Source organism: Clostridium sp. (assembly GCF_051654825.1).
Taxonomy (GTDB): domain Bacteria; phylum Bacillota; class Clostridia; order Clostridiales; family Clostridiaceae; genus Clostridium.
This window is the reverse complement of the sequence record NZ_JBOFYU010000055.1, coordinates 1-13,405: the sequence shown is the minus strand read 5'-3', so window position 1 is coordinate 13,405 and position 13,405 is coordinate 1. Positions and strand designations below refer to the sequence as shown.

The window sequence follows — 13,405 nt, the reverse complement described above, 5'->3', positions numbered from 1 at the left end:
TAATGTTTCTATTACCTTTAAAGCTACTGTTAAATTTATACTTTGATGTTCTCCAAGTAAAGGTAAATCAATTATATATTTATTATTATCTAAAGTTACCTTTACCTTTTGAAAAGGCTTACTTCCTTTATTTATTTCTATAATTTCCGTATTACTTTCATTTATAATAATTAACTCTGAAGATTCCTCTTTACATTTATCCATAATTACATTTAAAACTTTTTCTTCTTGAGGATAAATAACTACCGGAGTCTTTTCTTTTATTATTCCTGCCTTTTCCTTAGCAATACCTTCTAATGAGTCTCCTAAAATATTTATGTGGTCATAACTTATAGAGGTAATAACTGAAACTATTGGAGTAATGACATTAGTTGAATCTAACCTACCGCCTAACCCTACTTCTACTATAGCAAAATCAACCTTTTCATTATAAAAATATAAATACATTAAAGCTGTTATAATTTCAAATTCGGTAGGATGATTAAAACCTTCCTCTATTACTTTATCTACAGCACCTTTTATTTCATCCATTAAAGAACCTAAAACCTCTTTTTCTATATTAGTTTCATTTATTTGAATTCTTTCTTCAAATTCCTCTAAAAATGGTGATGTGTACATTCCAACCTTATAGCCTAATCCAATTAACATTCTACTAATCATTGCAGTAGTTGAACCCTTACCATTTGTTCCTGCTATATGAATTACCTTTAGTTTATTTTGTGGATTACCTAGGATTTCTAATAATCTATAAGTTCTTTCTAACCCATAATTAGAACCAAAATTTCCTACTGCTGTTATATACTCCATTGCTTGTTTATATCTCATTTCTTCTCCTTTATCTCTATGTATTTTAAGATATATTAAGATAAATTTATTTTAATGTCAATAATCTTCTATTTATAAATACACTAAGGGCCCTAGTAAAAACTAGAGCCCTTAATGCCTTTTATCTTTGGATCCTTTATCTTAAATATTATCCATGAATTTATTATATCACATAAATCAAAAAATGTCTTATAATTTTTCAAAATAAATGTAGCTTTTTAAAATAAAATAATGTTTTTTGTTGTATAGCATTTTATTTATTTTTAAAGCGTAATAAAGTTATAAATTATTTGTAATTTTTTATTGTTGTATAGCGAATTACAATAATAATTTAATCTACTTTAATGTATCTATTCTTACTAAAACTGCATCAAGCATCTCTTGATATTTAACTCTTTTTTCTTTTTCTGCATCTATTACTGCCGCTGGAGCTTTAGCAACAAACCCTTGATTAGAAAGCTTTTTATCAATTCTTTCTACTTCACCTTGAAGCTTTTTAAGTTCTTTGTTTAATCTATCTAATTCTTTTTCTTTATCTACTAGGTCTAGTAAAGGCATAAATAATTCTCCACCCTTTACAACTAGTGATACTGCATTTTCTGGAACATTAGCTTTATCTTCTATAAATGTAACTTCTGAAGCTGACGCTAACTTTTCGATGTATCCTACACCTGCTTCAAATGCATCCTTTGCCTCTCCAGTAATATAGCTAATTACATTAGCTTTTCTTGAAGGTGGTACATTCATTTCAGCTCTTACATTTCTTAATCCCTTTATTGCTTCAATAACATAAGACATATCTTTTTCAGCCTTTTCATCCTTTAAATCTTCATTAAATTCTGGCCATGCTGATATTGTTATTGATTCACCTTCAGTTAAAGTAGTGAATATTTCTTCTGTTATAAATGGCATTACAGGGTGTAATAATTTTAATCCTGTACTTAATACAGTGTAAAGTACATTATAAACTATTCCCTTTTGCTTTTCATCATCACCATAGAATACCGGCTTAACAAGTTCTATATACCAGTCACAGAATTCAGTCCACATGAAATCATAAACCTTTTGAAGAGCTATTCCTAGTTCAAATTTTTCCATGTTTTCTGTAACTTCTTTAACAAGTGTATTTAAATGAGATAATATCCACTTATCTGCTAAGCTATAATCTGTAGAATCCTTATACTTATTCATTACTTCTCTATCAAGGTTCATCATAACAAATCTTGAAGCATTCCAAATCTTATTAGCAAAGTTTCTTGCTGCTTCAACCTTTTCAGGGAAGTATCTTATATCATTTCCAGGCGCATTACCTGTTATTAACATAAATCTTAAAGCATCTGCACCGTAAGTATCTATAACTTCTAGTGGATCTACTCCATTTCCTAATGATTTACTCATTTTTCTTCCTTGTGAATCTCTTATTAATCCGTGAATTAATACAGTTTCAAAAGGAGTTTCTCCCATGTTATGCATTCCTGAGAATACCATTCTAGCTACCCAGAAGAATATAATATCATATCCTGTAACTAAAACATTTGTAGGATAGAAGTATTCTAAGTCTTCTGTTTTATTTGGCCAACCTAAAGTTGAAAAAGGCCATAATGCTGATGAGAACCATGTATCTAAAACGTCATTTTCTTGTCTGATGTTTGTAGAACCACATTTAACACATGCATTTGGTGCATCCTCTTGAACCATCATTTCTCCACATTCTTCACAGTAGAATACTGGAATTCTATGTCCCCACCATAATTGTCTTGATACACACCAATCTTGAATGTTTTCCATCCAGTTAAAGTATGTTTTATCAAATCTTTCAGGTACAAACTTTGTATCTTTATTTCTAACAGCATCAATTGCAGGTTTTGCAAGTGATTCCATTTTAACATACCATTGCTTTGATGTTATCGGTTCTATTATAGTTCCACATCTATCATGTGTTCCTACATTATGTGAGTGGTCTTTAATCTTAACTAATAACCCTTGTTCATCTAAGTCCTTTATCATTTGCTTTCTAGCTTCATATCTATCTAATCCCTTGTATTTTCCACCTAAGTGATTAATACAACCATGATCATCCATTACTCTTATTTCTTCAAGACCGTGTCTCTTACCTACTTGGAAGTCATTTGGGTCGTGAGCTGGAGTTATTTTAACTGCTCCTGTTCCAAATTCAATATCAACATAGTCATCACCTATTATAGGAATTACTCTATCTGTTAAAGGTAATGATAAAGTTTTTCCAATTAAGTGCTTAAATCTTTCATCATTTGGATTAACAGCTACTGCTGTATCTCCTAATAATGTTTCCGGTCTAGTTGTAGCTATTTCTAAATATCCTGATCCATCAGTTAATGGATAGTTTATGTGCCAGAAGTTTCCTGCATGTTCCTTGTACTCTATTTCAGCGTCTGATATAGCTGTTGTACATTTAGGACACCAGTTAGTTATTCTATTACCTTGGTAAATTAAACCTTCATTATATAACTTAACAAACACGTGTCTAACTGCTTTATTAAGATTTTCATCCATTGTAAATGCTTCTCTTGTGAAATCAGCTGAACATCCCATTTTCTTAAGCTGCTTTCTAATAGTAGCTCTATACTTATCTGACCATTCATATACCTTTTCAAGGAATGCTTCTCTTCCCATTTCCTTTTTAACTAATCCTTGCTTTAGAAGTTCATTTTCAACCTTTACTTCAGTAGCAATACTAGCATGGTCTTGACCCGGTAACCATAAAGTACAATATCCTTGCATTCTTTTAAATCTTATTAAACTATCTTGAAGTGTATTATCTATAGCATGCCCTAAGTGAAGTTGGCCTGTTATATTTGGTGGTGGCATAACTATTGAAAATGGCTTTTTACTTTTATCAACAACAGGAGTAAAGTATTTCTTTTCCTCCCATGTTTTATAAATCCTTTCTTCGAATTCTTTAGGATCATATGTTGTAGCTAAATTTTTAGTTTCTGACATCTGTCTTCCTCCATTTGTATATTAGAAGCAATAATAAAAAGTGACTTAAAGTAAAATTTACTAAATATATAATCAAATAATATTTTATGTTAATATTTTTTATATGGTTGAAGGCTCATATATTTATATTTTTATAACTTAAAATTTTTTTGATAATATATAAAAGGCACCTAAATATGTATTTTTCATTATTTAAAGCTAATGTATATTAAGTATAATTTGAAGGTTCATACTTAAATATAGGTTCATATAATTAAATTTAGTTTTTATTTAAAATAAATTAGCATTAAATAATTATAAATAAAAAAAGCCTTCATCACAAAAGGACGAAGACTCGCGGTACCACCTTTTTTCCCTTTTATAATAGAAATCTACTATAAATACGGACACTTATAATTTAACGACCAAGAAAGCCGCCTTTGCCTACTTAATTTCAACAAAGATACTCAAAAGCTACCTTCAGGATACTCTATATAGAAAGCTTTCAGCCAAGGCTCTCTTCTCTTTGATACTTTGTATTCCCTACTCCTCTTTATCATTGCTTTTATTATATATATTTGTAAGGCTATCTTATAATATTTTATTATTTTTGTCAATATTCCTTGTATTTCTTATTTAAATTTATTTGTTTTTTATTTAAAAAAAATAAAAAGTACTAGTTTAACTAGTACTTTTAGTAATATAACTCATGCATTTTCCCCAAAATTAAAATTAAATTTGAAAATCTTTTGGATCATGTTTTTTTGCTTTAGGCTCTCCAAAAGCTGCTTTTACACTTTCAGCTTGTGGATTATGATTTACATGTTTCTTATTGCTATTTTTACTTTTTTTACTCATAATAAACACCTCTTAATTTTTTAAGTAAGATTTTTTCTTACTACTTATATCTTACTCAAAATAAAGTTATTTATTTTACTAAAAAGTAAGCAATAAAGTAAAAAAGTGGTTTAACCACTTTTAAAACTCTTCTATCCATTTAATTTCTTCAATTATAGCATTAACATACTCTTCACTCATATTAGGGTTAATAGTTTCTTCATGAGATATTGTAACAACAGACATTGCTATAGCGTACTTTACAGTATCTCTTAAAGAAAGTTTATTCATATATCCATAACCTACACCTGCAACAAAAGAGTCTCCTGCTCCAGTTACATTTATTACCTCTACTTTAGAAGCAGCTATTTTTCCTTCTTCCATTGAGTTTTTATAATATATACCATCTTCATCTAAGCTAATAAATATATTTTCTATTCCTAAGTCTCTAAAATATTGTCCTGCTCTTTTTAAATCATCATTATTATTAATTTTAAATCCACATAAGACCTCTGTTTCAAATCTATTAGGTTTAATAGTGTGGAAATATTTTATTAAATGCTTGATTTTTTCAGCTTTTGAAGCAGAAACTGGATCTAAAACAAATTTTGTTTTTCCAGCAAAGTTTATTAATATGTACTCTAATAATTCAGGATTATCAGAATCTAATATAGTGTATTCTGAGTTTTCAATTATATGTGCTTTGGAATCAATGAAAGATGTTTCCATCTTGTCCATACTATCCATGTCTACTATTGCAGATTCCATTTCTCCATGCTCATTTAAAATAGCCATATAGGTTGGTGTATATTCATCTTTTAAAACTAATGAATGAGCCATGTTATATCCTATTAATTTTGAATGTTCTATAATATTTCTTCCTTGATCGTCATCACCTACTGTAGAAATGAATTCTGTATTAACATTAACTCTAGCTAAGTTTTCTGCAATATTTCTACATACTCCACCTAAAGAAATTTTAATATTTCCTGGTATTGAATCCTTTGGACTATATTTTCTTCTACTGAATCCAATTATATCTACTATTGATGCACCTAAAACTAATATATAAGGCTTGTTTTTAATCATGTTATCTCTCCTGCTCTTTAATCCGTTACTTTAATGAAAAAAATATAAATCTATTATATTAAAGTTTCTATAAAAAATAAAGTAAAATTTAAGAAGTTTGTCGAAAACTTTTATATATTTATTTTTCTCATTTAATTAAACTTTATAACCAAAATTAAGTGATAATTATATTTTCTCTATCATATATATATTAAATCAATGAATATATTTTTTATTTAATGTCCATAATCTAAATGTATTTGATAAATTTTCCAAACATTTGGAGGTAATAATGAATAATTTTAATGAAGGTAATAAGTTATATAATAATAAGGAATATGAAAAAGCTATTTCCTACTATAAAGAAGCCATTAAAAATAATGAAAATGAGGCTTGCTCATATTATAATTCTGGAGTATGCTTTATAAAATTAAAGGACTTTGATAATGCAATAACTATGCTTAAAAGAGCAATAAGCATTCAAAAGGAAAGTAAATACTTTTTTAACTTAGCTTACTGTTACGCTATGAAAGAGGAAAAAAGTAAAGCTTTAATTTATTTTAATATGGCATGGTCATTAGATGAAAATGATGAAGATTGTGAAAAAGCTATTAATTTAATTATTTCAAAAAATAAAAAAGCATTATAACCTTTTGGTTATAATGCTTTTACCATTCTCCGGCTACATTATCAGCAATATGATCCTCATCAAAGCTTTTATTATCAAAATAATCTCCTGCTAGATAAAAGGTTGGATCTAACTTAATCCATTTATCCTCATCCTCTAAATAAACTTCATTCCAAGCGTGTGGTCCATACTTTGTACCATCAAATGCTTCTCCTGTAATTAATCTTACCTTAAGTCCTGTGCTTTTTGCCATAGCTACATATAAACATGCATAGTCAAAACAAATTCCCCTACGAGTATTCCAAGCCTCTATAGCTCCACTATTGCTTACTTCTTCATTTTTTAATGCTTTATTAGCCTTTTCCATATCATAAGTAATATTACTTCCTACCCACGAATATAATTTCTTAGCTTTTTCCCTATCATTCTTGCAGTTTTTTGTAATATCTTTTGCTTTATTATCTATTTCCTCAGTTGATCTAATACCTTCTTCTAATGTAACTCCATTATAATAAACTATTACATTAGCATCTACAGGCAGATATTCCTTAAATGTATCATAATCTAATACAGGTCTATTAGTAATCATTATATTATCTAAAGTTTTATAAGCATTAAATTCTTGAAATAAATTTATACTAATGTTCTTGCCTATAGTACTATTAAAAGTAATTATCGCCATAAATAGTATTAAAATTAATATACTTCCCTTTAAAAAGCCAAAAATTGTAGAAAATAATATAATTCTTATTTTTCCTTTTTTAAGTATTAAACTATAACTACTTATTAATGGTTGACTTAACCATTTTAGCAAAATATATATTAAGAATTGCCCTAAAAAAAATATTACTGCAAGCGAAAATACTTTATAAAAGAAGTTATCAAAAAAACTTATATAATTGCTTCCAAATCTTAATATAGCTACATAAATTTTATCTATCTTTAGCATCATTATTGTAAATGTTAGAAAGACTGAAAAATAATAAAGTAGCCTATTTAACGAATATTTAGAATCCGATTCTTCTAAGGATTCTATTAAACTTCCTTTAATAGATATAAATAATATTAAAAAACATACTGCATAGGATATAAAAGTTATCATTTAACGCTCCTTTAACTTAGATTAATCTAAGTCTTCTAAATTAATAACCTTTTTAACAACCTCTGACACAATGTCATATCCATAACCTTTTGATATTAAAAATCTATATAGCTTTTGTGAAAGCTTATACTTATCATCTTCTCTCTTTGATAGTATATTATACTTTTTTTGTGCTAAACTATATGCACCTTCTCTTTCAGAATCTTCATCTACAAAAGAAAGTTCTGCTTTTATAACATCTTCATTTATACCTTTTTTTATAAGGTTATACTTGATTTTATTATGCCCTTGGTTTTTAATTTTATCTTTTACGTACATCTTAGTATAGCTTTCATCATTTATAAAACTATATTCCTTTAAAAAATCTATTGTTTTCTCCACTATGTCTTTATCGTAGCCCTTTAAAATTAATTTATCCCTAATTTCCTTTTGGCTTTTATAAGTTTTTTCTACTATTCTTAAAGCTGAATTTTTACACTTTAAATAACTTTCTTCCTTAGCTATTTTACTTAAATAATCTAAATCTATATCTTGTTTTGCTTTTAATCCTTCTTTATATACAAGTTCTGCACTTAATGAAAATGCATATTCTTCATCTATATATATGTTTACTCTTTCTTTATTTCTCTTTTGTACTTCAATTTTACTAATTATCGCCATTTTTATTCTCCTATTCTAAGAAGACTTTAAAATATGAATAGTTGGATTATTTAATACTTTATTTGCAACCTTATGAATTTTATTTATATCTAAATTATTTAACCTATCCATATCCTTAACAAATTCATATAAATCTTCACCGTCTAAAGCTTGATGAAGCATGTAATTACATAATTCTGCTGGATCCTCTAATGTTGAAATTACAGCTGTTTTGTGTACTTTTTTCATTAACATTAAGTCTTTATCTCCAATTTCAATATCCCCGTTTTTTACACCAGCTATAGTTTCATCTATTGCTTCTAAAGCACTTTCTATATCCTCTTCTCCTACTGCTGTGTATATATAAAAGGTTTTAACATTTTTAGTCATATCTAAATTAGTATAAATATCATATGCTAATCCTCTATTTTCTCTAACCTCTCTAAATAATAATGAATTTGAGCTTTCTCCAAGTCTGTGGTTTAAAATTCTAAATGGAAGCTCTAACTCCTTATCTAAACCATAAAAAGTATAAAGATAAACTATCGTACTTTGTTCTATAGTATCTTTAGTAGTAATTTTTTGAATTTTTTTATTTGTTTCCTCAATTACATCTCTTTTTACAGTATTACCACTTTTCCACTCTTCAAACACCTTAGCTATTTCTTTTGCTGCATCATCATGTTCAAGTGATGATACTATTGTTACAACAGAATTATTAGCAACATAATACTTATTATAGAAGTTTAATAAATCTTCTCTTGAATATTTTTTTACACTTTCTTCAGTTCCTGCAACATCAAACTTTAAAGGACTCTTGCTAAATGCTGTCTCATTAGTTCTTTTAAAGCTTAAATCTTCTATATCATCCTTACTTGTCCTTATTTCTGCAAGAATTACTCCTCTTTCCTTTTCAACTTCCTTTTTAGTAAATGTAGAATTTATAATCATATCTCCTAAAATATCAATTGCATTTTTTATTTCTTCCTCTAAACAACTAGTTGTATAAACTGTTACTGCATAATCAGTATAGGCATTATACTCTCCCCCTAAAAATTCTAACTCGTCATTTAATTCTTTATAATTTCTTCTTTTTGTTCCCTTAAATATCATGTGCTCTATAAAATGAGATATACCCTTTTCATCAGCTTTCTCATAAAGTGAACCAACCTTTACTCCTATATTAAGTGAAGCTATTTGAGTATCCTTTTTTACAGTTATTACTTCTAACCCATTTTTTAAAACATGTCTTTTTACATCAAAATTCAACTTAAACATAATTTACACCTTTTCCTTAAATTCTTTATATTCAAATTACTCACTTTCTTTAAGTAACTATCTTTTTTATATACTGATATTATTATATATTATTTTCTTACTAACTATAATATGATTATATAATAAATACAATAAGTAAATGTAATATATAAATATATAATAAATAATCTTTACCTAAATTCATTTCAGTTTTATAATTATATTAAAGATTTTTAGGGGGTTAGATATGACAAAAAATATATTAATAATCGAAGATGAATTAAAAATTAGATTTCTTCTTAGAGATTACTTTTTAAAGGAAGGCTTTCATATTATCGAAGCATCTGATGGTGATGAAGGATTAAATGCTTTTGCAAGTAATAAAATAGATTTAGTAATTTTAGATATAATGATGCCAAAGGTAGACGGTATTACTGTACTTGAAACTATTCGTGAGGCTTCTACAGTCCCTGTAATACTTTTAACTGCAAAGGGTGAAGAGGAAGATAAACTTTTTGGCTATGAAATGGGGGCTGATGATTATATAACTAAACCATTTTCCCCAAAATTACTTATTGCTAAAGTAAAAGTACTTTTAAAAAGAACAGTAGAGGAAAAAGATTCAAGCTCTAGAGAGTATAATGGACTAACCATAAATAAACTTTCACATGAGGTTAAAATTAATGGTAATTTAGTAAACCTTTCACCAAAGGAATTTGAGCTAATTACCTACCTTTCTGATAATGAAGGTATTGCCCTTTCTCGTGATAACATATTAGATCATGTTTGGGGTATTGATTACTATGGTGATATTAGAACAGTAGATACTAATATTAAAAGACTTAGAGAAAAGCTTGGGGACAAATCATCTTATATAGTTACTGTTAGAGGAAGTGGCTATAGATTTGAGTGTAAAGTTGAATAAAAGCATATCAAAAAAACTTTTTACAATTACATTTGGTCTTATAGTTGCTGTTATACTTTCTAGTGCCTTATTTCAAAGCTTATTTTTTGAAGAGTATTATTTATCTACTAAAACTAAGGACCTAGTTCAAGAAGTAAATAAGTTTAAAGATTTATATTCTTTTCAATTTCACTCTAATACTCTTGATTCTGCTCTCTCTAGGTACGAACAAGAAAATAATTCAAGAATTGCAATTTTCTCTACAAGCGGTGAAGTTATATACTCGCCTGGATATAACAAAGAGGTTGATGATGTTCGAACTTTTACAGCTTTTTGTGTAGAGCTACTAAATGATAAGGATTTAATTTATAAAGTACTTTCTACTGGAAAAACAGAATATAGATTGTTTGAAAATAAAAGTAGTGGAACAAAAAAAATAGGAGTAATTGCACCAATGTCATTAAGATTTGATACTGATTCAATAATTATTTCCGTTTCCTCTACACAACCTATAGAAGAAGCATCCTCTGTAATAAATGATTTTTATAAATATATTTTGTTTGGATTTATTGCTATAGGTTTATTTCTTTCATCAATTTACGCAAACCTTATTTCTAAGCCTTTACTTAAAATAAATTCTGTTGCTAAAAAAATGTCCTCTATGGATTTTAGTGTTAAATGCGATGTAGATTCTGAAGATGAACTTGGTAATTTAGGAAAAACCCTTAACTTTTTATCTTCTAATCTTGATTCTGCCTTACAGGATTTAAAACTTAAGAACAAACAATTAGAAGAGGATATTGAAAAGGAAAGAAAGCTTGAAACCATGAGAAAAGACTTTGTTGCTGGTGTATCCCATGAACTAAAAACTCCAATTGGTATAATAGAAGGTTATGCTGAAGGGATAAAAGATGGAATTGCAACTGGTAATGATATTGAAATTTATCTAGATACTATTATAGAAGAATCTCATAAAATGAGTAAGCTAGTTTCAAATATGCTTGAACTTTCAAAGTTAGAATCTGGAACTGTTAAACTTAATTTTGAAGAATTTAATATAATCAGATTAATTCAAAGATCTATAAAAAGATTAAGCTTAGATTTTGAAAGTAAAAACATTACTATTATCTTTAATAATAACTTACCTTATGCTTATGTTAAAGGTGATATATTTTATTTAGAACAGGTATTCACAAATCTATTAACTAATGCCCTTAAATATACTAATGCTAATGAAATAGTTAATGTTGTTATCCTTGAAGAAAATTCAAAATATAAAATTTCTGTTGAAAATAGTGGTGCTCATATTCCAAAAGAAGAAATAGATAATGTTTATGCAAACTTTTATAGAGTTGATAAATCCAGAAATCGAAGTCAAAATAGTTCTGGATTAGGTTTAGCAATTGTTAAAAAGATTCTTAATATGCATAATAGTAACTATACTATAGAAAATACATCTATTGGTGTTAAGTTTACATTTACTCTTGAAAAAGTAGATATAAATTAAAAAAGTAGTAGATTTTTAATCTACTACTTTTTAGCTACTGATACTCATGAAATCTTCTGGTTTCTTAATATTCTTACAATCTGGACATAATATTAATCTTTCATTCCTAACATCGCTAAATACGTGTCCACACTTATTGCATTGTAATATGTTGTTGCTTTCTTTAATCATAACTATCACTCCTAAAATTAAATATTACAGTTCCTCTAAAAGACCTACATATATATTATATTCCTAATTACTGTTAAATATTCACAAATAACAAAAATTAGCATTTACTTATTATAGAATTATAAATATCAACTGTCAATATTTTCTATTTTATTCGACAAAAATTTAACTTCTGTTGCTTTAATCCCTATGGCTCCTATTGGTGCTGTAATTAATACACTTAAAATTGCAATTGCTTGCATTATTTCTCCTCCTTCTACACCCATCTGAAGGGGAATTCCTGCCTTTGCTGACTGAACTGTTGCTTTAGGTAAATAAGCTATGATACAAAATACTCTTTCCTTTAAATTTAATTCTGTTCCAATAAGTGATATTAAAACACCTATTGATCGAATTGATAAAGAAATTATTAATAGTATTATACCTATAATTAAATATTGTCCAACTAAGTTTGGATTTATTGCCATTCCAACAAAAGTAAATAAATATATCTTTCCAACTGCCCAAATTTTATTAATTACCTTTAAAATTTCTTTAGCTATATCCTTCATATATGCCCTTATAAAAAATCCATAAACCATAATAGTGAATAAGGAATTAAATCCTTTTAGGCTAAATGTATTTTCTATTATTCTCATTGCCAAGCAAATTACAAATACAAAAGCTGCATTTAAGTAGATGTTATTATTTCTGCCAATTAGTTTGGTAGTTATAATAGTTAAAATCCAACCTAAAAATATACTTAATAAAATTGTTATAGGAATTAATATTAAATTGTTTATTAATGAAATCTTCTCTCCATTAATACCCTGCATATAAACTCCTAAAAATGTTGTAAATAAAGTTATTGCAACAGTATCATCTGCAGATGCACCAACTAATAACATTTGTGGTATGGCTTTTTTCTCACCTATTCCCCTATCAATAAGTGATATCATTGAAGGCACTAAAATAGCTGGGCTTACAGCAGCTATTATAAAACCTAAAATAGCTCCTTGTATAAATGTGAAACCTAAAAGATATTGGGATATAAATGCTATAGTTAAACCTTCTAGTGTTGCTGGAATAATACTTAAAAACACTGCCGGACGCCCTATTTTTTTCATTTGATTTAGGCTTATTCCTAATCCACCTATAAACAATACTGTTACTAAAGCTATATCCTTAATTTCACTAGATAATTCTAAAGTTTCTTTTGGAACAATATTTAAAAATGAAGGCCCAATAAACATTCCTAAAATCATCATTCCAATTAAAGCAGGAAGCTTTATTTTTTCTATAATTTTTCCTGTGTAATTTGCGAAAATCCCTATTATTATTAAACTTATTATTATTATTATTATATTCATCTTGTCCTCCTATATATTTATTACGATCTGTTAACTTATATGAACATTGCTCTTCTCAACCTAAGGAAATACAATAGGTTTGCGAAGCTAAATAATACCCCCTCAGAAAAGGAGAGAAGAACAATGAACAAGACTAATATAAAATGCCCACGCTGTAACC

Annotated in this window: 11 protein-coding genes and 1 other annotated feature; of the genes, 3 read left to right on the top strand and 8 right to left on the bottom strand. The window is 27.5% G+C overall.

The annotated features are described in order from the left end of the window. The 4 genes from ACRDBA_RS03525 to ACRDBA_RS03510 all read right to left on the bottom strand — a co-directional run. The coding region (locus ACRDBA_RS03525; protein WP_438571546.1) for a bifunctional folylpolyglutamate synthase/dihydrofolate synthase at positions 1 to 825 on the bottom strand (825 nt) is incomplete at its 3' end. Positions 826 to 1,161: 336 nt separating this feature from the next. After that, the gene (locus ACRDBA_RS03520) at positions 1,162 to 3,804 is read right to left on the bottom strand and encodes a valine--tRNA ligase (protein WP_438571545.1); all 2,643 of its coding nucleotides are present in this window, start codon (positions 3,802 to 3,804) and stop codon (positions 1,162 to 1,164) included. 319 nt (positions 3,805 to 4,123) lie between these two features. Further along, positions 4,124 to 4,352, bottom strand: a binding site (T-box leader). Positions 4,353 to 4,515: 163 nt separating this feature from the next. Continuing rightward, entirely contained in the window at positions 4,516 to 4,641 is a 126-nt protein-coding gene (locus ACRDBA_RS03515; protein ID WP_438571544.1) for a CPC_1213 family protein, read from the bottom strand. Positions 4,642 to 4,761: 120 nt separating this feature from the next. After that, a complete protein-coding gene (locus tag ACRDBA_RS03510; protein WP_438571543.1) occupies positions 4,762 to 5,709 on the bottom strand; it encodes a carbohydrate kinase family protein in 948 nt (315 codons plus the stop codon). Between the two features lie 271 nt (positions 5,710 to 5,980). On the opposite strand from ACRDBA_RS03510, the gene ACRDBA_RS03505 reads away from it, so the two are divergent. Beyond that, complete coding sequence (locus ACRDBA_RS03505) at positions 5,981 to 6,337, top strand: tetratricopeptide repeat protein (protein ID WP_438571542.1); 357 nt, start codon at positions 5,981 to 5,983, stop codon at positions 6,335 to 6,337. Between the two features lie 19 nt (positions 6,338 to 6,356). Here ACRDBA_RS03505 and ACRDBA_RS03500 read toward each other — a convergent pair whose 3' ends face one another. From ACRDBA_RS03500 to ACRDBA_RS03490, 3 genes are read right to left on the bottom strand one after another with little or no spacing between them, the layout of a single operon-like run. Then, positions 6,357 to 7,418, bottom strand: a complete 1,062-nt coding sequence (locus tag ACRDBA_RS03500; protein WP_438571541.1) for a transglutaminase-like domain-containing protein — start codon at positions 7,416 to 7,418, stop codon at positions 6,357 to 6,359. Positions 7,419 to 7,439: 21 nt separating this feature from the next. Further along, entirely contained in the window at positions 7,440 to 8,078 is a 639-nt protein-coding gene (recX, locus tag ACRDBA_RS03495) for a recombination regulator RecX (protein WP_438571540.1), read from the bottom strand. A 15-nt stretch (positions 8,079 to 8,093) separates the two neighbouring features. Further along, on the bottom strand, positions 8,094 to 9,335 hold the full coding sequence (locus ACRDBA_RS03490; RefSeq protein WP_438571539.1) for a M16 family metallopeptidase: 1,242 nt from the start codon (positions 9,333 to 9,335) through the stop codon (positions 8,094 to 8,096). 226 nt (positions 9,336 to 9,561) lie between these two features. Here ACRDBA_RS03490 and ACRDBA_RS03485 point away from each other — a divergent pair, with 226 nt between their 5' ends. Both ACRDBA_RS03485 and ACRDBA_RS03480 read left to right on the top strand, forming a co-directional pair. Continuing rightward, the gene (locus ACRDBA_RS03485; RefSeq protein ID WP_438571538.1) at positions 9,562 to 10,239 is read left to right on the top strand and encodes a response regulator transcription factor; all 678 of its coding nucleotides are present in this window, start codon (positions 9,562 to 9,564) and stop codon (positions 10,237 to 10,239) included. After that, positions 10,232 to 11,725, top strand: coding sequence for a sensor histidine kinase (locus ACRDBA_RS03480; RefSeq protein ID WP_438571547.1), 1,494 nt, complete (start codon positions 10,232 to 10,234; stop codon positions 11,723 to 11,725). Before ACRDBA_RS03485 ends, ACRDBA_RS03480 begins: the two co-directional genes overlap by 8 nt. A gap of 299 nt (positions 11,726 to 12,024) precedes the next feature. Here the strand turns inward: ACRDBA_RS03480 and ACRDBA_RS03475 are convergent, their stop codons facing one another. Continuing rightward, a complete protein-coding gene (locus ACRDBA_RS03475) occupies positions 12,025 to 13,245 on the bottom strand; it encodes a cation:proton antiporter domain-containing protein (protein WP_438571537.1) in 1,221 nt (406 codons plus the stop codon). Between the last annotated feature and the right edge of the window lie 160 nt (positions 13,246 to 13,405).

Coding starts and splice junctions, on each gene's coding strand:
- ACRDBA_RS03520 (WP_438571545.1), bottom strand. CDS start 3,804: ATGTCAGAAACTAAAAATTTAGCTACAACATATGATCCTAAAGAATTC.
- ACRDBA_RS03515 (WP_438571544.1), bottom strand. CDS start 4,641: ATGAGTAAAAAAAGTAAAAATAGCAATAAGAAACATGTAAATCATAAT.
- ACRDBA_RS03510 (WP_438571543.1), bottom strand. CDS start 5,709: ATGATTAAAAACAAGCCTTATATATTAGTTTTAGGTGCATCAATAGTA.
- ACRDBA_RS03505 (WP_438571542.1), top strand. CDS start 5,981: ATGAATAATTTTAATGAAGGTAATAAGTTATATAATAATAAGGAATAT.
- ACRDBA_RS03500 (WP_438571541.1), bottom strand. CDS start 7,418: ATGATAACTTTTATATCCTATGCAGTATGTTTTTTAATATTATTTATA.
- recX (WP_438571540.1), bottom strand. CDS start 8,078: ATGGCGATAATTAGTAAAATTGAAGTACAAAAGAGAAATAAAGAAAGA.
- ACRDBA_RS03490 (WP_438571539.1), bottom strand. CDS start 9,335: ATGTTTAAGTTGAATTTTGATGTAAAAAGACATGTTTTAAAAAATGGG.
- ACRDBA_RS03485 (WP_438571538.1), top strand. CDS start 9,562: ATGACAAAAAATATATTAATAATCGAAGATGAATTAAAAATTAGATTT.
- ACRDBA_RS03475 (WP_438571537.1), bottom strand. CDS start 13,245: ATGAATATAATAATAATAATAATAAGTTTAATAATAATAGGGATTTTC.